Here is a 26,467-nt window from a genome sequence, read left to right on the forward strand (position 1 = left end):
CACGGCGCGGCACGCGGCCCAGCCGCGGACGGCACGCGCGCCACCGGGGCGCGCGGACGACATCAATCAGATCGGAGCGTTTTCAGGCGGGGCGCGAGGCTGCGCGAGACGGATGCCCTTGCGGGGAAATTCGGGAATGGCCGGCGCGGCCGCGCGGTAGGCGAACGTCCGCACAAAGCCCGGCAGCGCGGGCAGGCGCGACCCGAGCGCCACGTTCGCCGCGAAGCCGGGGCAGTACACGCAGTGCGGCACGCCGGCATGGTCGAACGACGACGTATCGTGATCGCCGCCCGCCTGCGCGAGCACGACCTGACGGGCGCCCGCTGCACTGCACAACTCGAGCGTGAGATCGCCGGAGCCGCTCGATGCAAGACGCGCATAGCCGATGACGGGCGACAGTACGTTCAGTACCAGCGCCAGCCATACGAGGCTGATCCATCGCGTCGTTCGTTTCATTGCGGTCCAGAAAAAGTGCGCGCAAGTATAACAAGCGGCCCGATTGTTGCCGATTCCGCACGAGGCAATAGTCGGCATCGCAGCACGCGTCAGAGCGCATGTGCCGTTAATACAACAGAGACAAAATCTAACGATTCGCCACTGGCATAAATCCAAGCGCGAGGTTGATAATCATCGAACCTGCTGGAGAAATGACCATGGACGAAAGACCAACTCGCATGCCACCGCCGGAGCAAGTGATGAGCCCGGATCCGGAACCCGTCGGCGTGGAATTCCTCGCCGAATTGCCCGACCACGTGCGGGCATTCTTCGACGAGCAGCACAAGCTGTACTCGCCGAAGTGAACGCCTGTTCGGTTCTGTAACCGCCACGTGTCGATCATCGCTATCGTGCGGTTCATCACTGCGCATCGCGCGCAATTCGCCTCGCACCCGGGCCGCAACAGCCTGACGGTGCCGGATCAGCTCGCCTGCTGATTCTCTGGTCGCTGCGCTACGCCGCGCGACTGTCTTCGTCTATCCTTCTGGTTTTCCACCTCCGGCCCGCCCGGCTCTCCCGATCGTTCCGATGAAGCAAGCCATTCGTGCCAGCCTCGCTGTCGCCGCGCTCGGCGTCGCCCTCTTTTCGTCCCCGCGCATCGCCAATGCAGACGGCGACGACACCGCCCTCACCAACATCGTCGCGCTCGCGTCGCAGCGCCTCGCGCTCGCCGAACCGGTCGCTCGCTGGAAATGGGCGAATCACAAGGCAATCGAGGACCGGCCGCGCGAAGCGGAGCTGCTCGTATCGGTCGAGAAGCGCGCGGCACAGGCCGGCGTCGATCCCGCGTTCGCACGGACGTTCTTCGAGGATCAGATCACAGCGAGCAAGGATGTGCAGAACGCGCTGTTCGCGACCTGGCGCGCGACGCGGCCGCCAGAGGGCACGCCGCCTGATCTCGCGACCAGCACGCGCCCGGCGCTCGACCGGCTGACGCAGAAAATGCTCGCGGGGCTCGCGCAGGTTGCGCCGCTGCGCGATGCGCCTGATTGCCAGGCGCGGCTCGCGCGCAGCATCGCCAACTGGAAGACGCTCACGCGCTACGACTCCACGCAAACGCAGGCACTCGACACCGCGCTGTCGCACGTCTGCTCGGCCGGCGGCGCAAGCGCGATCGGCTGACGACAGCGGGCGCGGGTCGCGTGCCCGCGCCTGATTAACCCGCTTGCCCCTCAGGCGTGAGCGCGGCGAGCGGAATCAGTTGCAGGCCGCGCGCGAGGTGCGTCTGCAGCAGGCGGTGGGTGAAGGGTTCGAACGCACCGTCCGCCCCGTCGGCCGCGAGCCGTGCGGCCGCGTCGAGCGATTCCGCCGCGCCGAGATAGCGCCAGCCATCGATCACATGAAACAGGCGGCGCTCGCCGCTCGCCTCGAACGCTACGGCGCCTTCGAACGGCCAGGGCGCATCACCGGCACGGGCGTCGGCCACGGGGCGCCGGTTGTACGACGGCCGCAGCCGTGCGATCCATTGCGCTTCGGCGAGCATCGCCCCCAGCTCGTTGCCGGTCTCGCGCCATTCAACCCGCCTGACCTGCTGCGCAAGCCGCATTTCCTTCGACGAACGACGCTCGCCCGTCAGCAACGCACGCAACCGCTGCCGCACCCGCACGCTGCGACCGACATACAGCGGCGCGTCCTCCTCCCCGAACAGCGCGTACGCGCCGCACCCGGCCGGCGCGGTATCGAGCCAGGCTTCCGTCAGGTCACCGCCCAGACGGAAGTGGCGCGTCGTGCGCGCAATCTGGTCGCGCAGCCGCTCGAGCGGCACGATGTCGTGCAACAGGCGCCAGAACTGCCACAGCAGGTCGGCATCCGCCAGCGCCCGGTGGCGCGCAGCCGGCACGAGGCCGTGCCGTTCGATCAACGCGTCGAGCCCGTGGCGCGATTCACGCGGGAACAGCGCTCGCGACAGCCGCACCGTACACAGCACATCGGGATTGAACGCGAAGCCGGCGCGCTCGAATTCGGCCCGCAGGAAGCCGCGGTCGAAGCTCGCGTTGTGCGCGACGAACAGCTTGCCGTCGAGCCGCTCGAACAACGCCGGCGCCAGCGACGCAAACGACGGCGCGTCGCGCACCATCTCGTCCGAGATGCCCGTCAGTTGCTGGATGAATGGCGGAATCGGTTGCCCCGGATTGACGAGCGTCGTCCACGTCGACACGCCGAGCGGGCCGATTTCGACCACGCCGATTTCGGTGATGCGGTGTTCGGCGGGCGAGCCGCCTGTGGTTTCAAGGTCGACGAAGACGAGCGGCTGTTCGCTGGCGGGATCGGACGGACGGGGGGAATCAGACATGAAAAGACTGGGAAACGGTGCTTCCGTGAGTATGCACCGGCATCCCGGTTCGCGGCCAGCCCGAACCGGGATGCTCCGTCCCCGGAAAACAAAAAGCCCCCGCCATGCGGGGGCCGGACGTGATCGGCAATGCGTGGCGCGTCAGACCGCCTGGATATTCGCTGCCTGCTTGCCTTTCGGCCCGACTTTCACGTCGAACGAAACACGCTGGTTTTCCTTCAGCGTCTTGAAGCCGTCCATCTTGATTTCGGAAAAGTGTGCAAACAAATCTTCACCACCATTGTCCGACGTAATAAAGCCGAAACCTTTAGCATCGTTAAACCATTTCACGATACCGGTATCCATGTCTTCGTTCCCCACTCGATTAGATCAAAAAAGCTATTTTTATAGCCGTTTCCCGAAATCCCGAAACATTGCGCCAGCACCAGCACCAGCACGCCGCCCGAGGACGGAGTGCTGACTTTATAAATTGGACAATCCGGGTGCGTCAAGGAAATTTTTGATGATCGTTTTATCAAAAAAGAGCTAATGCCATTGGAATCGGTACACCATCGCATTTGATTAATTGATTCGCATCAAAAACCTGTCAATATTACCGGGATCAGAGTTCCGATATTTTCACCCATGAAATTCCTACCGGGGACAAATCGGGTCGGTAAAATCCTCGGGTTTTTTCCGGGTTGCGGAAATCCGGGGACATTGCGATGCTCACTTAACGTCGGAAGGAAGGAGAAGGTCATGTGGCTGGACGGAATCAAGCGCTTCGCGAGCCGGCTCGGACGCGTACGCCGCAAGTCCCGCGCCCTGGCCGAGTCGGCGTCCTCGCGCGAAGCGCCGTGCGACACCGAATTCGATACGACCTGGCACGGCGATCACTGGCAGAACCTGCTCTCGTCGCCGCTCGATGCCCGTCACTACGTGATGGAAGACTGGACCTACACGCCGCCGCCGAACGAAGACAAGGAGGCCGCGCCTGCGGCCAAGCGCAAACGGCGCTCGTTCGCGCAATAGCGCGCGGACCGACGAGGCAAAAAAAAAGCGCGACTGGGAAGTCGCGCCGACAAAGGTTTGGAGATCTTTTCCGTCAACGAAAAAGTCTGCTTCGGAAAGCAGAGATCGCAGTATAGCGAGAGAACAACCTTTCATTAGCCATGCTCCACACAAACCTCTATTGCCGATGTGTCAATAATCGGATTACGACCATCCCCGCCTGCTGCTGACTGCCTGTCGCGATCGCGCAACGCCCGTGACGTAGTCCTGATCGCCATTTTTCTTCGCTGCATCGCCGCAAACCCTTGATGGGTAATCGTTTGCGCTGGATTGCCAATCTTTGCGGATTCCAAAATATATTATTGCTTAAAGCGCATCCTTCCCCCGCTCCACGCCCTCCGTACACTGCAAATGGCTTTTTGATAAGCGCACCGCCGCTCTGCCGGACCGGCCGCAACGTCAAGCAAAACATGCCAGTCCGCAGCAGGTTCGATCGACATCATCCTGTTTGGAGACAGATCCATGAAAAAAACCCTGATCGTCACCGCGCTGTCGGGTGTATTCGTTACGGCAGCTCACGCCCAAAGCAGCGTGACGCTCTATGGCCTGATCGACGCAGGCATCACCTACACGAACAATCAGGGCGGCCATAGCGCCTGGCAGGAAACGAGCGGGTCGGTCAACGGCAGCCGCTGGGGCTTGCGCGGCACCGAAGATCTCGGCGGCGGCCTGAAAGCGATCTTCACGCTGGAAAATGGTTTCGGCATCAATAACGGCGCGCTGAAGCAGAACGGTCGGGAATTCGGCCGGCAAGCGTTCGTCGGCCTCGCGCACGACAGCTACGGTTCGCTGACGCTCGGCCGGCAATACGACAGCGTCGTCGACTATCTCGGGCCGCTGTCGCTGACGGGTACCCAGTACGGCGGCACGCAGTTTGCCCACCCGTTCGACAACGACAACCTGAACAATTCGTTCCGGATCAACAACGCGGTCAAGTATCAGAGCGCGAACTACGGCGGCCTCAAGTTCGGTGCGTTGTACGGGTTCTCGAACTCGACGGCTTTCGCGAACAACCGCGCCTATAGCGGCGGCGTGTCGTACAGCTACCTGGGCTTCAACTTCGCCGCGGCCTACTTGCAGTTGAACAGCGACGTGAACGCACTCGCGCAGGCGGCGTCCGATCCGGGCGCGGTGACCGGCGACTGGACCTTCGCCTCGCGCGTGCAGCGCACCTGGGGCGCAGGCCTGAATTACGGGTTCGGTCCGGCCACGGTCGGCTTCGTGTTCACGCAGACGCGCCTGACCGGCATCCGCGCGATCAGCGCCGGGCAGTCCGGCGTGTCCGGCGGCATCACGGGCCTCGGCGGAACCGCGCGCTTCAGCAACTACGAACTCAACGGACGCTACGCGCTGACGCCGGCACTGTCGCTCGCCGGCTCCTACACGTACACGCAGGGCCGCCTGGCCGGCGACAAGCCGACCTGGCACCAGTTCAACCTGCAAGCCGACTATGCGCTGTCGAAGCGCACCGACGTCTACCTGCAGGGCGAGTTCCAGAAGGTCAACAACGACGGCCTCGACCTCGGCGCCAACATCAACGGGCTGGGTGCCGCGTCATCGACCAACAAGCAGATCGCGGTCACGGCCGGCATGCGCCACCGCTTCTGAGCGGCCGGCACATCGGCCGCACGCCGGAAGACGAAGCGCCCCATCGGGGCGCTTTTTCCTTGCCGGGCTGCGTTGAGCGCCGTTCAGGCGTTGCCCGGCGGCGGATAACGGACGTCGAGCACGTCGATCGGCTGCGGGCCGGCCGGCGTCATCAGCATCACGGTATCGCCGATCTTCGCCTTGATCAGCGCACGCGCGACCGGCGAAATCCAGCTCACACAGCCGTGATCGAGATCGACCTCGTCGATCCCGACGATCGTGATCGTGTGATCCTCGCCGTCCGGTGTCTCGTAATCGACGGTTGCGCCGAAAAATACCTGGTCGACGTTCTCCTGCCGGCTCGCATCGACGACTTCGGCCAGATCGAGCCGCTTCGTCAGGAAGCGGATGCGGCGATCGATCTCGCGAAGCCGCCGCTTGCCGTAGATATAGTCGCCGTTCTCCGACCGGTCGCCGTTCGACGCAGCCCAGGACACGAGCCGCACGACCTCGGGACGCTCGACGTCGATCAGGTTCAGCAGCTCGTCCCTCAGCCGCTTGTGACCGGCCGGCGTGATGTAGTTCTTCGAGCCCGCCGGAATCGCTGGCTGGGCCTGGTCCAGATCGTCGTCGTCGCCGTCCGACTCTTTGACAAACGCCTTGTTCATGATGCAGATTCAACATGGATGACTGATGCTCCAAGGGTACACGAAGGGCGCCCCGGCAAGGCCGTGCAGAACAATTCACGAATAAGGCTTCCCTTTTTATACAACCCTGCTATAATTTCGCTTCTGCGTGCGGCTGTAGCTCAGTTGGATAGAGTACTTGGCTACGAACCAAGGGGTCGTGGGTTCGAATCCTGCCAGCCGCGCCACTTTTTTCGAGGGCCTTCTGAACCGAAGGCCCTTTCAGTTCAAAGCAGTAGAAGTTTTGTTTTGCGTGCGGCTGTAGCTCAGTTGGATAGAGTACTTGGCTACGAACCAAGGGGTCGTGGGTTCGAATCCTGCCAGCCGCGCCACTTTTTTGGGGGCCTTCCCATCGCAGAAGGTTCCGACAGTTAAGCAGTACCGTTTTGCGTGCGGCTGTAGCTCAGTTGGATAGAGTACTTGGCTACGAACCAAGGGGTCGTGGGTTCGAATCCTGCCAGCCGCGCCACCTTAAAAGGGCTTTCCTCCGGGAAAGCCCTTTTTCTTTTCTGTCTCCCCTTCCCTTGCTCACGGCACGGCAACGTCCGGTTGCGTGGCACCGCCTTTCGGAAGAACGTCGACCACGCCGCACGTTCGCCTCTCCGGCCGCACAAATGAAAACGGCGGCCATTGGCCGCCGTCGATCGATCGCCCACGCGGGCGAAGCATCAATAATCCTGCCGCTCGCGCTCGATGCGCATGCCGCCGTCGTGGCGCGCATGCGCGCCATCGTCGGTCGAACGCTCGCGCATGATCCGCATCACGTCCGGATTGGTGCGCACGCGCCGCATCACGTTCGCGAGATGCACGCGGTCGCTGACCTGGATCACGAAACGCAGCACCGTCGATTCGTGCGTCAGATCCTCGTCCATCGCGATATGCACGATGTTCGCGTCGGCCGACGTGATGTCCGCTGCCACGCGCGCAAAGATGCCCTTCGTGTTCTTCACGAGCGCCTTCACGGCGACATCGAACAGGCGGCCCGGCTGCGGCGCCCATTCGACATCGATCCAGCGGCCCGGATCGCGGCGATGAATACGCTGCGCCACGCGGCAATCGGTCGTATGAATCGCCATCCCCAGGCCAATGCCGATGTAGCCCATGATCGCGTCGCCCGGAATCGGCCGGCAGCACGCGGACAACTGCACGGACATCCCTTCGGTGCCGGTAATCACGACCGGCGGCGCATGGTGCGCGGGATGCCGCTCGGACTTCGGCAGATCGTCGTCCGCATCGCGGCCGCTCATCAGCACCTCGATGCGCTTGGCCATCACCGCGGCAACGCGACGGCCGAGGCCGATGTCCGCGAAGATTTCCTGACGGCTCTTGTTGCCCGTCCACTGCACGAGCTTCTCCCACACTTCCGGCTCGACATCAGCCAGCGCGAGACCGTAGCCCTTCAGGCTCTGGTCGACCAGCCGCTCACCAAGCTGCACCGATTCGTTCAGGCGCATCGTCTTCAGGTAGTGCCGGATCGCCGAGCGCGCCTTGCCGGTACGCACGAAGCCGAGCCATGCAGGGTTCGGCTTCGAATACGGCGCGGTGATCACCTCGACGATGTCGCCGCTCTTCAGCTCGGTGCGCAGCGGCAGCAGCTCGTTGTTGATCTTCACGGCCACGCACTGGTTGCCGAGATCGCTGTGGATCGAATACGCGAAATCGAGTGCCGTCGCACCTCGCGGCAGCGCCATGATCTTCGACTTCGGCGTGAACACGTAGACCGCGTCGGGGAACAGGTCGATCTTCACGTGCTCGAGGAATTCGCTCGAATCGCCGGCTTCGCTCTGGATGTCGAGCAGCGACTTCAGCCACTGGTGCGCGCGCTTCTGCACGTCGCTGAGATCCGCGCTGCCGTTCTTGTACAGCCAGTGCGCGGCGACCCCCGCCTCGGCGATCTCGTGCATCTTGCGCGTGCGCACCTGGAACTCGATCGGCGCGCCGAACGGGCCGACCAACGTGGTGTGCAGCGACTGATAGCCGTTGATCTTCGGGATCGCGATGTAGTCCTTGAACTTGCCGGGCACGGGCTTGTACAGCGCGTGCAGCGCGCCGATGCACGTGTAGCAGTCGAGCGGGCTGTCGACGACGACGCGAAAGCCGTACACGTCGAGCACCTGCGAGAACGACAGCTGCTTGTCGCGCATCTTGCGATACACGCTGTAGATGGTCTTTTCGCGGCCGGTGATCTCGGCGTCGATCTTCGCGTCGGCCATCGCGCGTTGCGCGGCCTCGAGGATCTTGCTGATCACTTCGCGGCGATTGCCGCGCGCGGCCTTCACGGCCTTCTCGAGCGTCGCGTAGCGATGCGGGTTGAAGTTCGCGAAGCTCATGTCCTGCAGCTCGCGATACGTATTGTTCAACCCGAGGCGGTGCGCGATCGGCGCGTAGATGTCGAGCGTTTCCCGCGCGACGCGGCGGCGCTTTTCCATCGGCACCGCGCCGAGCGTACGCATGTTGTGCAGGCGGTCGGCGAGCTTGACGAGAATGACGCGCACGTCGCGCGCCATCGCGAGCAGCATCTTGCGGAAGTTTTCCGCCTGCGCTTCCTCGCGGCTGCGGAACTCCATCTTGTCGAGCTTCGACAGGCCGTCGACCAGTTCGGCGACCTTCGGGCCGAACCGCTCGGCCAGCTCGCTCTTGGTCACGCCCTGGTCTTCCATCACGTCGTGCAGGAGCGCTGCCATGACGGCCTGCGCGTCGAGCTTCCAGCCGGCGCAGATTTCCGCGACGGCGACGGGATGGGTGATGTAGGGTTCGCCGCTCTGGCGATATTGACCAAGGTGGGCTTCGTCGCTGAAGTGGAACGCCGCCTTGATCTCTTTGATTTCTTCCGGAGGAAGATACTCGGCAAGCGCGGCCGTCAGTTTCGCGATCGAAACGACGCCGTGCTTGCGCGGCTGCTCCGGGGTGGCGGTCGGCCCGAACAGATGCCGGAAGGACTGTTCGAGGACCGCGTCGATGTACTGGCGCGCAGGCGACTGGGCCGTGGCTTCGGTGGTCGAATCCGCGGAGGCGGACGATGGGGTGGTGCTCATATTCGCCTCCAGGTCGAGTCGTTGCGCGCGTGGATTACATGGCTGGAACGGGCCGGATGCGCGTTACACCGGCACCTTCTTCAGCATCTCGACGCCGACCTGGCCGGCAGCGATTTCGCGCAGCGCGACGACGGTCGGCTTGTCGCGGCTTTCGATCTTCGGCGTATGGCCTTGCGCGAGCTGCCGCGCGCGATAGGTGGCGGCGAGCGCCAGTTCGAAGCGGTTCGGGATTTGCTTCAGGCAGTCTTCGACGGTAATGCGAGCCATGTTGGTAATTCCTTCTGAATATAGTCCTTATTCTACCTTATGTCCCTCGTCCCCCGCGTCATTCCGCGTGGGGCAGATGGATGCCGAGCTCGATGAACAGCTCCGTGTGTCGCGCGTACTGCGAAGCAAAGCGCAGGCGCGTGGCCGCGACGATGCATTCGAGCTCGGCAAGCGCACGCTCGAAATTCTCGTTGATCACCACGTATTCCGCTTCGGACGCGTGTGCGATCTCGCTACCGGCGGCCAGCAGGCGGCGCGTGATCACGTTCGGTTCGTCCTGGCCGCGCTTCTTCAGACGCTCCTCGAGCGCGTCGAGCGACGGCGGCAGGATGAAGATGCCGACCGCGTTGCGGAACTGCTTCTTCACCTGCAGCGCGCCCTGCCAGTCGATCTCGAGCAGCACGTCATGGCCGTTCTTCATCTGCTCTTCGATCCAGACGCGCGACGTGCCGTAGTAGTTGCCGTGCACTTCCGCGCTCTCGAGGAATTCGTGCGCCGCGTGACGCGTGCGGAAATCCTCGACCGTCGTGAAGTGATAGTGCTGGCCGTCCTGCTCGCCCGGGCGCGGCTTGCGCGTCGTGTACGAGATCGACAGGCAGATGTCGCTGTCCTTCGACAGCAGCGCATTCACGAGCGTCGACTTGCCGGCGCCCGACGGCGCGACGACCATGAACAGGTTGCCGGGATAGACGCCGCCGTGCAGCGAATGCGACGCGTGCGCGTCGCGAGTAGATTCCGTCATGTTGCTTTACTCCAGGTTTTGCACTTGCTCGCGCATCTGCTCGATCAACAGCTTGAGCGCCATCGATGCGTCGGCGAGTTCCTTCGCCGCCGCCTTCGAGCCGAGCGTGTTTGCTTCTCGATTCAGTTCCTGCATCATGAAGTCGAGACGCTTGCCGACGCGGCCGCCCTTCTCGATCACGTGACGCGTTTCGTTCAGGTGCGCGGTGAGCCGCGACAGTTCTTCCGCGATGTCGATCCGGATCCCGTACATCGTCACTTCCTGACGAATGCGCTCCGCGGCTTCCTCGCGCGTGACGATCGTCGAGCTGCCTTCGGGCGCCGCGATGCCGAGCGCCTCCTGCAGCCGTTCGACGATCTTCTGCTGGTGCTTCGCGATCAGCTCCGGCACGAGCGGCGTGATGCGCGCGACGATCGCTTCCATCTCGGTGACGTTCGACAGCAGCATCGTCGCCAGCTGGGCGCCTTCGCGCGAACGCACGACGACGAGCTCGCCGATCGCTTCCTTGCCGCACGCGAGCACCGCCTCGCGGATCGCGTCAGCCGACACGCCGCTCTCGGCGATCACGCCGGGCCAGCGCAGGATCTCGCCCGCGCGCAGGCGGCCGACGCCCGGGAACGAGTCGAGCACCGAGCGTTCGAGCTCGGCGAGCTGGCCGAGCGCGGACTGGTTCAGCGCGCCCGCGCCGATGCTCTGCTCGCCGCGCTGCAGGTTGATGCGGATGTCGACCTTGCCGCGCGACAGCTTGTTCATCAGCATTTCGCGCAGCGCGGGTTCGCACGCGCGCACGTCGTCCGGCATCCGGAAATTCAGGTCGAGGAAGCGCGAGTTCACGGTGCGCAGTTCGACCGACACGCTGGTGCCGCCGTTGCCGGTGGCCGTTGCGAGTTCGCGCGTCGCGCTCGCGTAGCCCGTCATGCTGTAGATCATGGTTCGTCTCGCCGTCTGGGTGCCCTCGCGGGCGGGGATATGTCGAGGCGCCCGGCGCATCGGAAAGCGCGGGGCGGGAAGCGCGCATTATCCCATTTTTGCGGACCACCTCGCCGGGCACGCCCGCCGTTCGGCGCTAAAATCGGGGTTTCCTCTCGTTCCGCGATTCCCACATGACGTCCTCCGTTTCCCGCCCGAGCGGCCGCCGCGCCGACGCACTGCGCAAGGTCGCCCTTACGCGCCACTACACGAAACATGCCGAAGGCTCGGTACTGGTCGAATTCGGCGACACCAAGGTGCTCTGCACCGCGAGCGTCTCCGAACGCGTCCCCGACTTCCTGCGCGACCGCGGGCAAGGCTGGCTGACCGCCGAATACGGGATGCTGCCGCGCGCGACGCACACGCGCAGCGACCGCGAAGCCGCCCGCGGCAAGCAGACCGGCCGCACGCAGGAAATTCAGCGCCTGATCGGCCGCGCGCTGCGCGCGGTGTTCGACCTCGAGGCGCTCGGCCCGCGCACGATCCACATCGACTGCGACGTGATCCAGGCCGACGGCGGCACGCGCACGGCGAGCATCACCGGCGCATTCGTCGCCGCGCACGACGCCGTGTCGAAGCTGATCGCGGCCGGCAAGCTCACGCGCTCGCCGATCACCGACCACGTCGCCGCGATCTCGGTCGGCGTATACGAAGGCGCGCCGGTGCTCGACCTCGATTACGCAGAAGATTCTCAGTGCGACACCGACATGAACGTCGTGATGACGGGCGCCGGCGGCTTCGTCGAAGTCCAGGGCACGGCCGAAGGCGTGCCGTTCTCGCGCGCCGAGATGAACGCGCTGCTCGACCTCGCGCAAGGCGGGATCGCCGAGCTCGTGCAGCTCCAGAAAGACGTGCTGGGCGCCTGACATGCCGGACGACCACACCATCGCGCCGCTGTCGCGCATCGTTCTCGCATCGAACAACGCCGGCAAGCTGCGCGAATTCACCGCGCTGTTCTCGACGGTCGGCATCGAGATCGTCCCGCAGGGCGACCTCGCGGTGCCCGAGGCGGATGAGCCGTTCGGCACCTTCATCGAGAATGCGCTGACGAAGGCACGCCACGCGTCGCGGCTCACCGGGCTGCCGGCGATCGCCGACGATTCGGGGCTGTGCGTGCGCGTGCTGCGCGGCGCGCCGGGCGTCTATTCGGCGCGCTATGCGCAGCGCGCGGGCCGCGACAAGGGCGATGCGGCGAACAACGCGTATCTCGTCGAGCAACTGCACGGCGTCGACGACCGGCGCGCATACTATTGCTGCGTGCTCGCGCTCGTGCGCCATGCGGACGACCCCGAACCGCTGTTCGCCGAAGGGCGCTGGGCGGGCGAGATCGTCGACGCGCCGCGCGGCGAGCACGGATTCGGCTACGACCCGTATTTCTACCTGCCGTCGCTCGGTGCGACGGCCGCCGAACTCGAGCCGGCCGTGAAGAACACGCACAGCCATCGCGCGCTGGCGCTGAAGGCGCTGCTGGCGCGGCTCGCGGAGGAAGCATGAGCGTGCCCGATACCCGTTCGCCAACGGAGGTTGCATGAGCCAGGCCGCGGAAAACGGCGCGCGCGTCGTCGCGACCTTCACGTCGCCCGGCCAGGTGCGGCTCACGTCGCTGCCGCCGCTCGCCCTGTACGTGCATTTCCCGTGGTGCGTGCGCAAGTGCCCGTACTGCGATTTCAATTCGCACGAGTGGAAGGGCGAGCGGTTTCCGGAAACCGAATATCTCGACGCGCTGCGCGCCGATCTCGAGCAGGCGCTGCCGCTCGTGTGGGGCCGGCAGGTGCATACGGTATTCATCGGCGGCGGCACGCCGAGCCTGCTGTCGGCGGCCGGCCTCGACCGGATGCTGTCCGACGTGCGTGCGCTGCTGCCGCTCGACGCCGGTGCCGAGATCACGCTCGAGGCCAATCCGGGCACGTTCGAAGCCGCGAAGTTCGCGCAGTTCCGCGCGAGCGGCGTGAATCGCCTGTCGGTCGGCATCCAGAGCTTCAATGAGACGCACCTGAAGGCGCTGGGCCGGATTCACGACACCACTCAGGCACGCGCCGCTGTCGAGATCGCCGCGAAGAACTTCGACAACTTCAACCTCGACCTGATGTTCGCGCTGCCGAACCAGACGCTCGACGAATGCCGCACCGACATCGAGACCGCGCTGTCGTACGCGCCGCCGCATCTGTCGCTGTATCACCTGACGCTCGAGCCGAATACGCTGTTCGCGAAGTTCCCGCCGGTCGTGCCCGACGATGACGCGTCGGCCGACATGCAGGAATGGATTCACGCGCGCACGGCCGAGGCCGGTTACGGGCGCTACGAAGTCTCCGCGTATGCGAAGCCGAATCATCAGTGCAAGCACAACCTGAACTACTGGCGCTTCGGCGACTATCTCGGGATCGGTGCGGGTGCACACACGAAGCTGTCGTTCCCGAACCGGATCCTGCGGCAGGCACGCTACAAGCATCCGGCAACCTTCATCGAGCAGGCGATGGCCGGCACGGCCGTGCAGGAAGAACGTGAAGTCGGCGCGCGCGACCTGCCGTTCGAGTTCATGCTGAACACGCTGCGGCTCGTCGAGGGCTTCCCCGTGCACAGCTTCGCCGAACGCACGGGCCTGCCGATGAACACGATCGAGCCGGCGCTGCAGGAAGCGGAACGGCGCGGGCTGATCGCGCGCGATTTCGCGCAGATCGCGCCGACGCCGCTCGGCCAGCGTTTCCTCAACGACCTGCACGAATTGTTCCTGCGCGACGATTGAAGGAATGAACCTCGCGGCATTTCGGTTACAATGCCGCCTCGTGTGGAAGCGTGGCCGAGCGGTTTAAGGCACCGGTCTTGAAAACCGGCGACGGGAAACTGTCCGTGAGTTCGAATCTCACCGCTTCCGCCAGCACCAGCTAGAAGCAATAGCACTCAAAGACTTATCGCCAACACGCGGCACCAACCCATCATTTGGTCCGCCAGTGGAGTCCGGCCTACCTTCCGTAGTTGGATCATTCAGAACCACGCGCGACCACCGCTTCCCCGGAAATCGGCACGCACCTCCTATTGACGGGCAATACCCTGTACTTGGGATTAACGCTCTATCACCAGTTCCGGCAAGACAATCTCCCATTGCGATGACCGGATACGAGGCCTGTAGGCTTCATGCTCATCGTCCTTTCGCCGTGTAAGGATGGCGTACACGCGTGCGCTGATGCGAGCGTCTTGCGGGAGCAATTTGCAATTGCTGGATAGTCGACCCACGACCAAACCATTGCCCCCCACCAACTCATAACGCTCGGCACAGCGTCGTACTATCAGCGGACTGCCTGGTTCAAGCGCGGAAACGGCAACGTGCACCGGGTCTCCTTGTACATGACGACCGCAAAATCCCAGATCGACATCCCCTGGGTTAAGGCGTCGATACTGCCGAGATAGGGCCGGCCCGACCTCTGGCAATTTGCTTGGTGCGCGCTTCAAGATGCTCGGTGCAGCATCCAAGAATCGGTTTCCGCCCGCCATACTGCACAGCGTCAGCAGACCACGCGCTCGCGTCATAGCAACGTAGTAAAGACGACGCGGCGCGTCAGCATCCTCGTTGTCAGCAGGCTTCTCCCACCCGCCATCAAGTACAACAACATGCTCGAACTCCAGACCTTTGGAGCGATGTGCCGTCAATAGCAGAAGGCCATTCTGACGACGCCGAGCGTCACGCCCCCATTCCGCCAGCCATTCGATGAAGTGCTCACGTGGCAACTCAACGGATTCGGTCTCCAATTCGTAAGCCTTGGCAGCCTCCCGCAGCATCGCCCACCAAGGCCCGTCCGGCTGCGCGTCCAGCCACGCACAGATCGACTGGCCATCGATCAGCTTTCGGTCACTAGCGTGCAGATAGTTCAGCAAGTGCCGTGTTTCGCGCAGGTACCAAAAACTGATCGGCTTGTCGTCCGCCATCTGGACCGGAATGCCTATGTGCTCGCAGTAAGAACGAACCGGCTCCAGATACTTCCACTCCCGCGCAATGATCGCGCATCTGTCCCAATCCCAGTGCTTGTCGAGGTTCGCCAGTCGCTGTAGTTCCACGATCGCCGCCAGTGCCTGCTGCGCCGGAGAGCTCCCCGCAGGCAACACCTGCACCCGCCCCCTCCCGACCGGATCGAGCGATTCCCAAGCGCCGCCCTTGGGCAAATTGCGCCTGGCCCGATCGATAACGATAGGCTGTGCAGCTTTCATGCGATCGGCTGCCGACTGGATGACAGCATTGGCGGCGTCAATGATATTGGCAGTCGAACGGTAGTTCTCGATTAAGAACTGCGGCTTGGCCCGATAGTCCTCCGAGAAGCGCCGAATGAATTCCACCGACGCGCCATCGAAGCTGTAGATGTTCTGATCGTCATCCCCCACCGCGAAGAGCGTGAGCTTGTTGTCATCGTCTTGCAGGGTACGGCCGGCGAGTGCGGAAATCAGCCGATACTGCTCGGGGCCGATGTCCTGGTATTCGTCCACCAGAATCCAGCGGAAGCCGGCCAGCAATCGCTGGCGTTGCTCGTCCGCTTGATCCGCTTCCTCTGGCAGGAAGCCGGTTCCTTCGAGCAACCCGATGGCTTGCTCCAGCACCTCCTTGAAGCGATCGCCATCTACCTTGTCCGCCTGCCCGGCAAAACTTACCCCCGCCAGCCGCATGGCCAGCGCATGGCAAGTCAGCACGGTCACGCCTTTGGCATCGTCGCCGATCAGTTCGGCCAGGCGCTTGCGTATCTCGACTGCGGCATGGCGGTTATAGGCTAGCGCCAACATGCCGTGCGGATTCTCGCGCCGGACCCGCACGAGGTAGGCAATGCGATGCACCAGAACACGTGTCTTGCCTGATCCCGGACCCGCAAGCACAAGCACGTTGGTCTGCTCGCGGTCGTCAATCACGATCTGCTTCTGGTTCGCGTTATTGAGCGCCTCTACGATCCGGTGCCAGGAATCAGGCGTCGTTTGCCGCGACAGTTCTTTTCCTCGATTCGGCAACCAACGCAGTAGAAAGGTATCCCGCGTCAGTCGGAAGTAGTCGCCCACCATCTGACGAGCCTCCTGAATCGCCCCCAGACCGCGCTCGGCATACTCCGCCATGACGTGGATCTGCGTGACTTGCTCTTCGTAGTGCTGCTGCAATGGAACGAAATCCGCCTTCTGGTAACTACGCCTGTCTTGATCGAGCCGGATAGTCATCGCAGGCCGAAAAACAGCCAGCCCCTTGTTCAGACGAATGATTTCCTGTTCGTGCAACCACAACAGCGCACGATCGAGCAGCTTGGCGGGTTCCTTTATTTGCCCGCACAGCACGATATCCTCCTCGAGCACGGCCAGGAGCTTGCCAAGCGAGGTTTCGGCCAACTGGTCCATGCCGCGCGCAGCGGGAGGCAAACAAGAGAGAAGGTGTTCGAGCAGATGGCGGGCGGCCGTGCGACGGAGTTCGGCTATCAAAGCCAAACTGTCCCAAGAGCGCTGAAGGTGAAGCTGGATACTCTCGGCATCCACACGTCGGATACGTAGACTGCCGACGGCATTGTCTTCCGCACGACCATCGCTGGCAATGCTGCGAACGAGGCGCCCGATTCTCTCGGGCAGAGCGCCGGGATGACCGTTGTCTTTGAGCCGCTGGGCAGCATGGCGCATATGCAGCACGGACGAATCACCCTTGCCAAGATCCGGTGCCGTTTCGCGGAGCATCTGGATCAGAGCCTGCTCCATGGAGGCGGCCTCATCCAGGCGTTTCATGGAAGAGCGCTCGATTGCGACATGCACGAACGCAGTCAAAGCCGTGTCGTTGCTGGCGATACCCAGCCGCTCCAGATCCACGAGTGCGGCTCGCACCCTCTCGGCGCTCAAACCTGCGATCCCCATCAGTTCGTCAGTGGAGATACCCTCGTCCACGCCGGCATCCAGCAAGGCCTCGACCAGCGACATCAACTTTCGGCGATAGTCGTCTGGAAGTTGCTTTCCGTCCAGCTTGGCCTTGGCCTCTTCGATCGAACCCACGCGCAACGAAGAGGGGAAGATTTGGACCTGATTCTCTTCCCGCACGAGGAGCATCGCTTCTTCCAGCCAGGAAATCGCCGTGCGCACACGCGTATCTTCGGTTGCCGAGTCACGCTCGAATTTGCCATGCTCATCTTCGGCCAGGATCTCCCCTGACGTGGCAACCACCTCCCCGCCAAACCGCTTCTTGCGATCCAGATTGCGCAGCGCAGTCAACACGGTCTGTATTTCGCTACGCGTCAGCCGCGAGCGCGCAGACATACCGAACTGCCGCTCGACATCATCGACCGTGTAGAGCAGCACACAGCGCGCCGGATGGCGGTCGCGGCCCGCCCGGCCCGCTTCCTGCAGGTAGTTTTCCAGAGAACCCGGAATGTCCGCGTGTACCACCAACCGCACATCCGGCTTGTCGATCCCCATGCCGAACGCATTCGTGGCCGTAATCACGCGCAAATGCCCGCCAATGAACCGTTCCTGGACGCTCTTTTTCGTCTCTGCTGCCACCCCGGCATGGAAATGCTCGGCATGAATCCGCTTTTCCCGCAGAAAGGCTGCCATCTCCTCCGTTTTCTTACGCGTCGCGCAATAGACGATCGCACCGTCCTGGCCGTCTGCAATGAGAACGGTGCTAAGCACCTGCGCGATATGCTCCAGCTTTGCCTCGGGTGTTGTGCGCACCACCTCGAAATCGAGGTTATCGCGATTCGCCCCACCGTTGAATGACTTGAGCTGAATCCCTACCTTGTCTCGGAAATAGCCGAGGATGTCGTCCACGACATCGGGTTTTGCCGTTGCTGTCAGGCACAGCACCGCCGGCACCGGCCCGTGTCCGGCCCTGCCTTTAATGAAGCGGCCAACATAGCGGTAGTCCGGCCGGAAGTCATGCCCCCATTTCGACAGACAGTGCGCCTCGTCGAGCACCCAGCTGCCGATCTCGCGCTGTGCCAACACCTTGCGCAGTGCGCGGTTGCGCAGTTGCTCCGGAGACGTGATCAGGATGCCGATGTCGCCGAGCCGCACACGGTCCAGCACGTCGGCACGCTCCGGCATGGAAAGCAGGCCGTTTAGCGCCGCACAACACGTAATCCCCCTGGCCTCCAGGCCTGCAACCTGGTCCGCCATCAGTGCAACCAGAGGAGAAATCACCACGGTCAGCGCACCGGTCTTGTCAAAGCGCGACAACGCCGGGATCTGGTAGCAGACAGATTTTCCGGTGCCGGTGGGCAAGATGCCCAGCACGTGCTGGCCTTGCATCGCTGCCGCAACGATGCTCCTTTGCAACGGCTGGCCGTCCTCCCCCTTCGGTTCAGGCCGAAATCCCGGAATAGCGGGAAACCAACGCGTCAACTCCTTGTCAGGGTTATGTCGTTCACGACACCAGGTACAGGTGGGCGCCTCGCACGGCGAGTCCCGAAGCAGCTTGACCAACCGCCCCGCTTCCGGAAACTGGTGTCGCACCCAAGGTGGCATGACCGAATTGCCCCCCGCAACAGAGAGCCACGCGATGGCGTACGCCAGGCCCCATCCATTGGGCACCGCGTCGGCCAGAATACGATCGCACTGTGTGACGCAGGTGTGTTTGTCGAGCAGGCGCGCAATCGCTGCCTGCGCGTCGTCGTCCGTTGGCCGGTTCGCCTGCCGTATCGAGACGAAGAAAGCGTTCAACCCGGACACGGGCTCATCGACGGTCGTCAGCCAGTGCCAGGCAACCAGAAAGTCAGGCTGTGAAGCGTTGAGCCGCTGCATGGCTACGCGCTGATCGCGAAACACCTCGAGCGTCAGGCGTGCGTCGAGTTCGGGGTCGTTGATCCGACCGCGCTTGAGCTGGCCATCCTGATAATGTTTGACGAGGTGGTGGTATGGATTCCGCGGAAACGCCAGAGGGTTGAGCCGCAGGGTGTCAACAGCGGGCATCTCAAGCACATGCAAGTTCGCGTTTGCCGCTCTCAAGTGCGGCAGATCGAATGCAATCAGATTATGCCCAAGGAGAAACTCAGCAGTCTGAGAGAAGATGTCGAGCCTCTCCAGCGCCGCCGCTAGATCTCCGCGCTGGTAGACAAGGGCTTTGCCTGTCTCTCCCCGAACCGCCGCGAATTGATGAATGCGTGAATCTTGAATACCCACCTCGAGATCAAGCGACACGCATCTTGGCGCAATGCTGCTCCCCTCCTCTTCCCCGTTTCCCATCAATTCTCACCCACCCTTTCATTTTTGGCGTACCCGATCCAGAGACCGCAGATGCATCTGCGATCCTCAGTGAAATGTATAACTCGCACAAATCACCGCCACACTTATTATCTTAAAATATTTACGAAAAGTGAAGAAGCCGACAGAGGGACTTTTTGACGCTCAACACTCTTGAATCTGATATTAGAGACATGCAAGCAGCGGCACCGTATTCACGGTCACGTCCGTTTCCGCCCGCTCGTTAGCGTACACACTTGGGCTGTCAACTCAACGCTGACTCGCAGAGCCGTCACGCGCAGCCGAGTAGCCGCTTGGTAGAATTGGCAGCTCTATAGGCTCCGTTGCTCGTCAAAGATCCACACGCCAGATAGCTTGCTCACTCGGTATAATTCCTCGGCACTTAGTTGGCTTTTGCCATGTAGCATTTATTTTATCTTCGCCAACTCTGCTTCTTACCCACTCAATAAAAAGCAGTGCCGATGGAAATATAAACATCCGCGTCGACATGAAATCTCCCGCGTCACTCGCGACCGACACTAGGAAGCTACAATTTTTCATACGGCCGTTTATTCCTCGGCCGACAAAGCAACTTGATCATGACAGGTACCGCTTCCGCCAGGAAGTTCGCCAAACCCCGTCCATTCACCGAATGACGGGGTTTTTTGTTGGCCCGCGCACACCCTTCCCCCACGTTCCGACGCGTCGCGCCGGATGCCGTTACAATCCGGCGCTCCGATTCGCGAAACGGGAAACCCACGTCATGAAGCCCTTCATCGTCTCGTCGCTCGCCGCGCTGCTGGTTGCCGTCAGCACGCAGGCGACAGCGGACACCGCCGCCGGCAGCGATGCACAAGCGTCGTGCGCGATCGCCTACGTGAGCGGCGTCGGCGGCTCGCCGCGCGGCCTGCGCGAATACCTTGCAAGCCCGTCGCCCTACAACTACCTGAAGGAAAACGACCTCCAGTGCAAGGTGGGTGACGACAGCCGCACGTCGAACTGTACCGGCGTGACCTATCTCCGGAACGAACAGGTCAGCGTGTACGACGACTCCGATCCGGCGACGCTGACCGTCGTGGCCCGCGTGGAGCTCGACCACGGGCAGAAATACCCGGTGATCATCGTCGTGCAGCGCAAGGACGCGCGCTGCAAGCAATGATGCAGCCTTGCGCGCGACGCCGTCCGTCGGGATGGAACGCGCGTCCGCGGCAGCGCACCACCGGTTCCCCGCAACGGCCGCTGTCGCTCCGCGCCGGAAGCCTCCCGGCCGGCCGCTCGATCACCTAGAATTCGATCAACACGGCGACACGACCGCCGCCGCGTACTCGATGCCGCGCGCGCCACCCCTGCGTGCGGTACACGGAGATCGCCATGACCGAACTGTCGACACCGGCGGAACACGTCGATTACGAAGGCTTCGAGGTCCATGTCGTGCCGGCCACCGTGCCCGGCAGCGACACGCGCTACACCTACACCGGCTACGTGTGCCATCCGGGCGCGAATCCCGCATTGCCCGGCCACGCAGTGCCATTCCACGCGGACGGCGAGGAAAGCTTCACGAGCCTCGATGAAGCCGTCCATGAAGCCGTGCACATCGGCAAGAGCATCATCGACGGTACGCACCCCGACCTGTCGATCCTGTCGCTCGTCACACACGGCTTCTGAACCGGGCGGCACGCATCGCTGAAGAGTGCGCGGGCGGCCGCCGCGGTGCTGCCCGCGGCAACCCGCTGCGCCCGGCCGGACCATCGCCACGTGCCTGCTCGCCACTCGCGTTCCGCGCCTTTCTTTCAACCTTGCAACACGCACACACGCACGCCGGGACGCACACGTACGGCGGCCGCGCGAGCGCACTGTCACATGTCACGTCACATCGCGATGCACGAGCGAACGCCTGCTCGTCATCAGCGATCGCAACATCCGGCATCGCCCGTTATGCGTTTCTCCCGATATCGGCTCGCGTCCGTGCGCCTATCATTTTTTTATAGTCACTTCTGGCTAGCCTCCCATGCGCCCCCTTCCCCGTTTGCGCGTCGACCGGCTGCGTGCAGTTGCGCTGGCCGCCGTCGCCATGCTCGCGGCGTGCACGATCACGCCGCCTCCGTCGCTGCACTCGATCCTGACGATTCCGTCGATCACCCGTAGCGGCAGCCTCGACCAGTACCGCGTCGAAGTCGCGCAGCGCGTCGCCGAACGCAATCCGTCCGGCATGCTGCACGGCACACCGCAGGCCATGCTCCGCTCGCTCGTCGTCGTGGCCTTCACCGTCGATGGCAGCGGCCGGCTCGTCAACGCATCCGTCTATCGCAGCAATGGCGACAGCGAAGCGGAAGCACTCGCGCTCGCGTCGCTGCGCCGCTCGGCGCCGTTGCCGCCGCCACCGTCGCGACTGCTCGACGGCAACGGCCGGCTCGAATTGATGGAAGGCTGGCTCTTCAACGACGACGGCCACTTCCAGCTGCAAAGCACCGCGTCGGCGCAGGCGCAATCGATCGACTGAGCGGTCGCCGCACCGCGATTGCCGGTGCGCGGCGGCGCTGGCTATAATTTTCCGCAATCGCGCGGCCATCACGCCGCGCGTGCGTTCGCGCGCCCCACCCGGCATGCGAGCCGACCACGCCGGCACCGGGCGGCGGCGACGTACCCGTCTCCATCGTCGACCGGCGGGTGACGTCCGCGCCACGGCGCGCGTCCACGCCGCCACCGCATCATCCGCTCGGCTGCCCCCGGCAGGCGTCCGCCTGCCCGACCGCACGCTCAGCCGACCGCCCCAACGACAAAACGGAGACATCCATGTCCGCATCCCCCCCGACCGTTGCACACGCAACCGGTTCGGCCGGCGCCGTCAGCCACCGGCGCATCGTGTTCGCCAGCTTCATCGGCACCGCGATCGAGTTCTACGATTTCTACGTGTACGCAACGGCCGCCGCGCTGGTCATCGGCCCCGTGTTCTTCCCGCACGGATCCGCGACCGCACAGGCGCTGTCCGCCTTCGTCACGTTCGGCATCGCCTTCATCGCACGCCCGATCGGCTCGTTCCTGTTCGGGCACTTCGGCGACCGCATCGGCCGCAAATCGACGCTCGTCGCATCGCTGCTCGTGATGGGCGTGTCCACCACCGCCATCGGCTTCGTGCCCGGCTACGACGCGATCGGCGCGCTCGCGCCGGTGCTGCTGTGCGTACTGCGCTTCGGCCAGGGGATCGGCCTCGGCGGCGAATGGGGCGGCGCCGCGCTGCTCGCGACCGAGCACGCGCCGCAGGGCAAGCGCGGCTGGTTCGGCATGTTCCCGCAGCTCGGGCCGTCGGTCGGCTTCCTGATGTCGAACGGCCTGTTCTTTGCGCTCGCGCTGTCGCTGTCGGACGATCAGTTCCGCAGCTGGGGCTGGCGCATCCCGTTCCTGGTCAGTGCCGTGCTCGTCGCGCTCGGCCTGTACGTGCGCCTCAAGATCACCGAAACGCCCGCGTTCCAGGCCGCGCTCGATCGCAACGAGCGCGTGCGCGTGCCGGTCGCGACACTGATCACGCAACACTGGCGGCCGACGCTGCTCGGTGCACTCGCCATGGTCGTCTGCTACACGCTGTTCTACATCTCGACGGTGTTCTCGCTGTCGTATGGCGTGTCGGCGCTGCATATTCCGCGCCAGAGTTTCCTCGGTCTGCTGTGTTTCGCGGTCGTGTTCATGGGACTCGCGACGCCGCTGTCCGCGTGGGCATCCGACCGCTTCGGCCGCAAGCCGGTGCTCGTCGTCGGCGCGATCGCCGCGCTGCTGTCGGGTTTCGCGATGGAGCCGCTGCTCGGCAGCGGCTCGATGCCGCTCGTCGCGCTGTTCCTGACGATCGAGCTGTTCCTGATGGGCGTGACGTTCGCACCGATGGGCGCGCTGCTGCCGGAACTGTTCCCGACCAACGTCCGCTATACGGGCGCGGGCGTCGCGTACAACCTCGGCGGGATCCTCGGCGCGTCGATCGCGCCGTATATCGCGCAACTGCTGGCCGCACGCGGCGGGCTGTCGTGGGTCGGCGGTTATGTATCGGTTGCGGCAGCAATCAGCCTGATTGGTGTGCTGCTGATGCGCGAAACGCGCGACGCATCGCTCGTCTGAGACTCCGGGGCTACCCGGGTTGTGCGGTGGCCGGCGCTGCCTATACTCGATCCTGGGTGCGCCGCCGCGCGCCCCCGGGATCCCGCCCCGAAGGAGCCGCCGCCATGAACATCCGCCTCGGCAATGCCGATCTCGTCCTGATCCTCGCGCTTGCGCTGGGTGGCGCGATCCTGCTCGCACTGCGCTTCCGGCCGAAGACCTGGCGCGGCCTCGTGTTCGAGGCGCTGCTGGCGAACCTGGCGGCCATCGCCGCCGTCGTCACGGTCGAGGCGCTGCTCGCCTGAACCGGCACGCCTCGCTTCGTCAGGCGGTCAGCCGCGTGCGCAGCGCGCCGTAGGCCGGGCCGACCGCATCGATCGCGTCCAGCGCCTCGTCGACGGTCGGCATCGTGCCCGGCTCGCCGATCGACAGGGCGTTCGGCGCGCCGCCGATCCCGCAATGGTGCCGCGACGTCGCGACGAAAATCATCACGGTCGGCCGCTGCAGCGCGTGCGCCATGTGCACGAACCCCGTATCGACCCCCACCACGAGCGCAGCCCGGCCGAGCGCCGCGCCGAGCTCGCGCACCGTCATCGCGGGCAACACGACCGAACCCGGCGCGCGTGCGGCAATATCTTGTGCATCGTCATGCTCGGCAGCCGATCCCCACGGCAACAGCACGCGTACGCCACGCGCCATCATCTGCGTGGCGAGCGCGGCCCAGTGGTCAGCCGGCCACTTCTTGTCGGGGTTCGACGTCGCATGAAACAGCAGCATGAACGGTGCGCCGTCGGTCACGGCCGCCGGCAGGTTCACGTCCCGTGGCGGAACAATGCCGTACGTGGCGATGCCCTCGGGCGCGTAGCCGAGCGCCTCGCCGGCGCTCACGCGCATCCCGTGCCACGCGTCGCAGTCCGGCCGCGGGCCGAAACGATGCGAATACGCGAAGCGTGCGCCTGCTTCGCCGAGATCCTGCGTCTGGTAACCGACGCGGCGCGCAGCGCGCGCCAGCGCCGAAATGATCGCGCTCTTGTAGACGCCGTGCAGGTCGATCACCGCATCGTAGCGGTGCGCCCGCAGCGCGCCGATCGACGCCGTGATCGCCTTCAGGTCGCCGCGATTGCGCATCTTCTTGAAGCGGCGCAGCGGTGCGCAAAGGACATGGCTGACGCCCGGATGCCAGCGCACGACCTCCGCGCACGATTCATCCACCGCCCAGTCGACCGTTACGCCGGGAAAGGCGCGATGCAGATCCGCGACGACGGGTAGCGTCTGGACGACGTCGCCGAGCGACGTCACTTTCACGATGAGGATTCGTTTCACGATGTGTGGGGATAGACCGGCCAATTTGGCATGCTAACGATGGTTACATGCGCCAACATTACGTGAAAATTACTTTTGCAACAAAATGCATCACCTTTCGGGAACATTCTCGCGCCCCGCCCGCATCCGGTTCTTTTTATAATTCGATCTTTGCCTACCGGCCCGCGTCGATGCAACGCCCCGCCCTTCCCGCCCTGTTTCCCGCCCTCACCCGTCGTTCGTTGAGGATCTGGCGCCAGTACGGCGTTTTCTGGCTCGGTGCGATCGTCGTCGGCCTCACGGCCGTACTTTACGCGCGACTGATCGACTGGGGCTACGAAACCTTCCGCACGATGCGCGATCACGCCGCGTGGCTGCCGCTGCTGCTCACGCCGGCCATCGCCGCGGTGTCGGTATGGATCACGCGCCGCTTCTTCCGTGGCGCCGAGGGCAGCGGTATCCCGCAGGTGATCGCGACGCTGCATGCGCGCCCGAGCGCGTTCGGCTCCCGGCTGCTGACGCTGCGCATCCTGTTCGGCAAGGTGCTGGTCTCGTTCCTCGGCATCCTCGGCGGCTTCACGATCGGCCGCGAAGGGCCGACCGTGCAGGTCGGCGCGGCACTGATGTTCAACCTGCGACGCTTCTACCCGCGCTCGAACGCGCAGATCGAACGCCAACTGGTGCTCGCCGGCGCGGCGGCCGGGCTGTCGGCCGCGTTCAATACGCCGCTCGCCGGGATCGTGTTCGCGATCGAGGAACTGACGCGCAGCTTCTCCGCACGCGCCAGCGGCGTGCTGATCACCGCGATCATCCTCGCCGGCGTCGTCGCGCTCGGGCTGAACGGCAACTACACGTATTTCGGCACGATCGATGCCGGCCCCCATTTCCCGAAACTGCTGGCGCTCGCCGTGCTGGTCACCGCGATCGTCACGGGGATCGCGGGCGGCCTGTTCTGCTGGCTGCTCCTCAACACAGGACGCTGGCTGCCCGCGCGGCTGCTGGGTCTGTATCGCGAGCGGCCGATCAGTTTCGCCGCGCTGTGCGGCTTCACGATCGCCGTCGTCGGGCTCGTATCGGGCGGCACGACCTTCGGCAGCGGCTACGCCGAGGCGCGCGGCCTGCTCGACGGCAGCCAGCATCTGTCGGTGTTCTATCCGTTCCTGAAGATGATATCGATGGTCGCGTCGTACCTGCCGGGCATCCCGGGCGGGATCTTCGCGCCGTCGCTGTCGATCGGCGCCGGGTTCGGCAACCTGCTGCACATCGTGTTCAGCAACATGAGCCTGCCGATGCTGATCGCGCTCGCGATGGTCGGCTACATGGCGGCCGTCACGCAGTCGCCGATCACGTCGTTCGTGATCGTGATGGAGATGATCAACGGTCACGCGCTCGTGATTTCGCTGATGGCGACCGCGTTGGTGTCGAGCCGCGTATCGCGCTTTTTCGCGCCGCCGCTCTACGAAACGCTCGCCCAGCGCTATCTCGCGCCGCCCGTCGCGGCCGCCGAACAGGCTGCGGCAAGCGCGACGAGTGCGACGGTGGCAACCGGCGTCACCGAGCCGCAGGATGCGGCCGCGGCGCCCGCCGATCCGCTCGACACGCCGCGGGAGATCGGAAGAGCGTCGTGGAGGGCAAGCGTGTGCGCAAGAGTGGAGCGCTCGGTGGTCGCCGCCGAAGTGAACAAAAAACAACTCAAGAAACGCGGCAAAGCGGGACAGAGCCCGCCGCCAAGACACATTCCACCACCGTAGACAACACGGAGCACAAGCCACCACCCACA

Annotated in this window: 23 protein-coding genes and 4 tRNA genes; 17 read left to right on the top strand and 10 right to left on the bottom strand. The window is 64.0% G+C overall.

All coding sequences use genetic code 11. The features are described 5' to 3' along the window. Positions 1-66: 66 nt before the first annotated feature. Positions 67-456 (bottom strand): DUF2946 domain-containing protein, encoded by a 390-nt coding sequence (locus G3N93_RS11120; RefSeq protein ID WP_206133020.1) that lies wholly within the window; start codon positions 454-456, stop codon positions 67-69. 239 nt (positions 457-695) lie between these two features. Between G3N93_RS11120 and G3N93_RS11125 the strand changes: the two genes are divergently transcribed. Beyond that, positions 696-800, top strand: coding sequence for a chorismate mutase (locus G3N93_RS11125; RefSeq protein ID WP_162269111.1), 105 nt, complete (start codon positions 696-698; stop codon positions 798-800). Positions 801-1,023: 223 nt separating this feature from the next. Beyond that, the gene (locus G3N93_RS11130; RefSeq protein WP_011351291.1) at positions 1,024-1,617 is read left to right on the top strand and encodes a chorismate mutase; all 594 of its coding nucleotides are present in this window, start codon (positions 1,024-1,026) and stop codon (positions 1,615-1,617) included. A gap of 34 nt (positions 1,618-1,651) precedes the next feature. Here G3N93_RS11130 and G3N93_RS11135 read toward each other — a convergent pair whose 3' ends face one another. Next, the gene (locus G3N93_RS11135) at positions 1,652-2,788 is read right to left on the bottom strand and encodes an exonuclease domain-containing protein (protein ID WP_206133021.1); all 1,137 of its coding nucleotides are present in this window, start codon (positions 2,786-2,788) and stop codon (positions 1,652-1,654) included. Between the two features lie 141 nt (positions 2,789-2,929). Further along, positions 2,930-3,133: a cold-shock protein gene (locus G3N93_RS11140; protein ID WP_011351289.1), complete on the bottom strand. Its 204-nt coding sequence runs from the start codon at positions 3,131-3,133 to the stop codon at positions 2,930-2,932. Between the two features lie 393 nt (positions 3,134-3,526). Here G3N93_RS11140 and G3N93_RS11145 point away from each other — a divergent pair, with 393 nt between their 5' ends. Both G3N93_RS11145 and G3N93_RS11150 read left to right on the top strand, forming a co-directional pair. Beyond that, positions 3,527-3,799 carry a hypothetical protein gene (locus G3N93_RS11145; RefSeq protein ID WP_174944577.1) on the top strand — a complete coding sequence of 91 codons (273 nt, stop codon included), beginning with the start codon at positions 3,527-3,529 and terminating at the stop codon, positions 3,797-3,799. 501 nt (positions 3,800-4,300) lie between these two features. Next, on the top strand, positions 4,301-5,446 hold the full coding sequence (locus G3N93_RS11150) for a porin (RefSeq protein WP_174948168.1): 1,146 nt from the start codon (positions 4,301-4,303) through the stop codon (positions 5,444-5,446). Positions 5,447-5,529: 83 nt separating this feature from the next. Here the strand turns inward: G3N93_RS11150 and greB are convergent, their stop codons facing one another. Further along, a complete protein-coding gene (gene greB / locus G3N93_RS11155; RefSeq protein WP_174989993.1) occupies positions 5,530-6,093 on the bottom strand; it encodes a transcription elongation factor GreB in 564 nt (187 codons plus the stop codon). 129 nt (positions 6,094-6,222) lie between these two features. On the opposite strand from greB, the gene G3N93_RS11160 reads away from it, so the two are divergent. From G3N93_RS11160 to G3N93_RS11170, 3 genes are all read left to right on the top strand, one after another. Beyond that, positions 6,223-6,299: transfer RNA gene (locus G3N93_RS11160), tRNA-Arg, on the top strand. 67 nt (positions 6,300-6,366) lie between these two features. Beyond that, positions 6,367-6,443 (top strand) — tRNA-Arg (locus tag G3N93_RS11165). 60 nt (positions 6,444-6,503) lie between these two features. Continuing rightward, positions 6,504-6,580, top strand: a tRNA-Arg gene (locus G3N93_RS11170). A 199-nt stretch (positions 6,581-6,779) separates the two neighbouring features. On the opposite strand, the gene G3N93_RS11175 is transcribed toward G3N93_RS11170, so the two are convergent. From G3N93_RS11175 to G3N93_RS11190, 4 genes are all read right to left on the bottom strand, one after another. After that, complete coding sequence (locus tag G3N93_RS11175) at positions 6,780-9,146, bottom strand: bifunctional (p)ppGpp synthetase/guanosine-3',5'-bis(diphosphate) 3'-pyrophosphohydrolase (RefSeq protein ID WP_174941382.1); 2,367 nt, start codon at positions 9,144-9,146, stop codon at positions 6,780-6,782. Between the two features lie 63 nt (positions 9,147-9,209). Beyond that, positions 9,210-9,413, bottom strand: a complete 204-nt coding sequence (rpoZ, locus tag G3N93_RS11180; RefSeq protein WP_006025620.1) for a DNA-directed RNA polymerase subunit omega — start codon at positions 9,411-9,413, stop codon at positions 9,210-9,212. A gap of 58 nt (positions 9,414-9,471) precedes the next feature. Beyond that, a complete protein-coding gene (gene gmk / locus G3N93_RS11185) occupies positions 9,472-10,155 on the bottom strand; it encodes a guanylate kinase (RefSeq protein WP_174941384.1) in 684 nt (227 codons plus the stop codon). Between the two features lie 6 nt (positions 10,156-10,161). Continuing rightward, positions 10,162-11,085: a YicC/YloC family endoribonuclease gene (locus tag G3N93_RS11190; protein ID WP_011351283.1), complete on the bottom strand. Its 924-nt coding sequence runs from the start codon at positions 11,083-11,085 to the stop codon at positions 10,162-10,164. Positions 11,086-11,258: 173 nt separating this feature from the next. Between G3N93_RS11190 and rph the strand changes: the two genes are divergently transcribed. The 4 genes from rph to G3N93_RS11210 all read left to right on the top strand — a co-directional run bounded on the left by rph (position 11,259) and on the right by G3N93_RS11210 (position 13,999). Beyond that, a complete protein-coding gene (rph, locus tag G3N93_RS11195) occupies positions 11,259-11,990 on the top strand; it encodes a ribonuclease PH (protein WP_174941386.1) in 732 nt (243 codons plus the stop codon). A 1-nt stretch (position 11,991) separates the two neighbouring features. Then, positions 11,992-12,618, top strand: a complete 627-nt coding sequence (rdgB, locus tag G3N93_RS11200) for an RdgB/HAM1 family non-canonical purine NTP pyrophosphatase (protein WP_206122475.1) — start codon at positions 11,992-11,994, stop codon at positions 12,616-12,618. A gap of 34 nt (positions 12,619-12,652) precedes the next feature. Beyond that, positions 12,653-13,867: a radical SAM family heme chaperone HemW gene (gene hemW / locus G3N93_RS11205; RefSeq protein ID WP_206133022.1), complete on the top strand. Its 1,215-nt coding sequence runs from the start codon at positions 12,653-12,655 to the stop codon at positions 13,865-13,867. A gap of 44 nt (positions 13,868-13,911) precedes the next feature. Next, positions 13,912-13,999, top strand: a tRNA-Ser gene (locus G3N93_RS11210). Between the two features lie 185 nt (positions 14,000-14,184). Here the strand turns inward: G3N93_RS11210 and G3N93_RS11215 are convergent. After that, complete coding sequence (locus G3N93_RS11215) at positions 14,185-19,260, bottom strand: RecQ family ATP-dependent DNA helicase (protein WP_307873406.1); 5,076 nt, start codon at positions 19,258-19,260, stop codon at positions 14,185-14,187. Between the two features lie 805 nt (positions 19,261-20,065). On the opposite strand from G3N93_RS11215, the gene G3N93_RS11220 reads away from it, so the two are divergent. The 5 genes from G3N93_RS11220 (at position 20,066) to G3N93_RS11240 (ending at position 23,690) form a co-directional block, all read left to right on the top strand. Further along, a complete protein-coding gene (locus G3N93_RS11220; protein WP_174941392.1) occupies positions 20,066-20,461 on the top strand; it encodes a hypothetical protein in 396 nt (131 codons plus the stop codon). Positions 20,462-20,673: 212 nt separating this feature from the next. Next, positions 20,674-20,967 carry a hypothetical protein gene (locus G3N93_RS11225; RefSeq protein WP_206133024.1) on the top strand — a complete coding sequence of 98 codons (294 nt, stop codon included), beginning with the start codon at positions 20,674-20,676 and terminating at the stop codon, positions 20,965-20,967. Positions 20,968-21,310: 343 nt separating this feature from the next. Next, positions 21,311-21,802 (top strand): energy transducer TonB, encoded by a 492-nt coding sequence (locus G3N93_RS11230; protein WP_174941396.1) that lies wholly within the window; start codon positions 21,311-21,313, stop codon positions 21,800-21,802. Positions 21,803-22,095: 293 nt separating this feature from the next. Further along, a complete protein-coding gene (locus G3N93_RS11235; protein ID WP_011351271.1) occupies positions 22,096-23,406 on the top strand; it encodes an MFS transporter in 1,311 nt (436 codons plus the stop codon). A 104-nt stretch (positions 23,407-23,510) separates the two neighbouring features. Further along, a complete protein-coding gene (locus G3N93_RS11240) occupies positions 23,511-23,690 on the top strand; it encodes a hypothetical protein (protein ID WP_011351270.1) in 180 nt (59 codons plus the stop codon). A 19-nt stretch (positions 23,691-23,709) separates the two neighbouring features. Here the strand turns inward: G3N93_RS11240 and waaC are convergent, their stop codons facing one another. Further along, positions 23,710-24,708, bottom strand: coding sequence for a lipopolysaccharide heptosyltransferase I (gene waaC / locus G3N93_RS11245; protein WP_206133025.1), 999 nt, complete (start codon positions 24,706-24,708; stop codon positions 23,710-23,712). 170 nt (positions 24,709-24,878) lie between these two features. Between waaC and G3N93_RS11250 the strand changes: the two genes are divergently transcribed. Continuing rightward, entirely contained in the window at positions 24,879-26,438 is a 1,560-nt protein-coding gene (locus tag G3N93_RS11250) for a chloride channel protein (protein ID WP_241026505.1), read from the top strand. Positions 26,439-26,467 lie beyond the last annotated feature (29 nt).

This window comes from Burkholderia sp. Se-20378 (assembly GCF_017104665.1).
In the GTDB taxonomy this organism is placed as follows: Bacteria; Pseudomonadota; Gammaproteobacteria; order Burkholderiales; family Burkholderiaceae; genus Burkholderia; species Burkholderia lata.

Coding starts and splice junctions, on each gene's coding strand:
- G3N93_RS11145 (WP_174944577.1), top strand. CDS start 3,527: ATGTGGCTGGACGGAATCAAGCGCTTCGCGAGCCGGCTCGGACGCGTA.
- G3N93_RS11150 (WP_174948168.1), top strand. CDS start 4,301: ATGAAAAAAACCCTGATCGTCACCGCGCTGTCGGGTGTATTCGTTACG.
- G3N93_RS11140 (WP_011351289.1), bottom strand. CDS start 3,133: ATGGATACCGGTATCGTGAAATGGTTTAACGATGCTAAAGGTTTCGGC.
- G3N93_RS11130 (WP_011351291.1), top strand. CDS start 1,024: ATGAAGCAAGCCATTCGTGCCAGCCTCGCTGTCGCCGCGCTCGGCGTC.
- hemW (WP_206133022.1), top strand. CDS start 12,653: ATGAGCCAGGCCGCGGAAAACGGCGCGCGCGTCGTCGCGACCTTCACG.
- G3N93_RS11220 (WP_174941392.1), top strand. CDS start 20,066: ATGAAGCCCTTCATCGTCTCGTCGCTCGCCGCGCTGCTGGTTGCCGTC.
- G3N93_RS11190 (WP_011351283.1), bottom strand. CDS start 11,085: ATGATCTACAGCATGACGGGCTACGCGAGCGCGACGCGCGAACTCGCA.
- greB (WP_174989993.1), bottom strand. CDS start 6,093: ATGAACAAGGCGTTTGTCAAAGAGTCGGACGGCGACGACGACGATCTG.
- gmk (WP_174941384.1), bottom strand. CDS start 10,155: ATGACGGAATCTACTCGCGACGCGCACGCGTCGCATTCGCTGCACGGC.
- G3N93_RS11250 (WP_241026505.1), top strand. CDS start 24,879: ATGCAACGCCCCGCCCTTCCCGCCCTGTTTCCCGCCCTCACCCGTCGT.
- G3N93_RS11230 (WP_174941396.1), top strand. CDS start 21,311: ATGCGCCCCCTTCCCCGTTTGCGCGTCGACCGGCTGCGTGCAGTTGCG.
- G3N93_RS11125 (WP_162269111.1), top strand. CDS start 696: ATGAGCCCGGATCCGGAACCCGTCGGCGTGGAATTCCTCGCCGAATTG.
- rpoZ (WP_006025620.1), bottom strand. CDS start 9,413: ATGGCTCGCATTACCGTCGAAGACTGCCTGAAGCAAATCCCGAACCGC.
- G3N93_RS11175 (WP_174941382.1), bottom strand. CDS start 9,146: ATGAGCACCACCCCATCGTCCGCCTCCGCGGATTCGACCACCGAAGCC.
- G3N93_RS11120 (WP_206133020.1), bottom strand. CDS start 456: ATGAAACGAACGACGCGATGGATCAGCCTCGTATGGCTGGCGCTGGTA.
- G3N93_RS11235 (WP_011351271.1), top strand. CDS start 22,096: ATGTCCGCATCCCCCCCGACCGTTGCACACGCAACCGGTTCGGCCGGC.
- G3N93_RS11240 (WP_011351270.1), top strand. CDS start 23,511: ATGAACATCCGCCTCGGCAATGCCGATCTCGTCCTGATCCTCGCGCTT.
- rdgB (WP_206122475.1), top strand. CDS start 11,992: ATGCCGGACGACCACACCATCGCGCCGCTGTCGCGCATCGTTCTCGCA.
- rph (WP_174941386.1), top strand. CDS start 11,259: ATGACGTCCTCCGTTTCCCGCCCGAGCGGCCGCCGCGCCGACGCACTG.
- G3N93_RS11225 (WP_206133024.1), top strand. CDS start 20,674: ATGACCGAACTGTCGACACCGGCGGAACACGTCGATTACGAAGGCTTC.
- G3N93_RS11135 (WP_206133021.1), bottom strand. CDS start 2,788: ATGTCTGATTCCCCCCGTCCGTCCGATCCCGCCAGCGAACAGCCGCTC.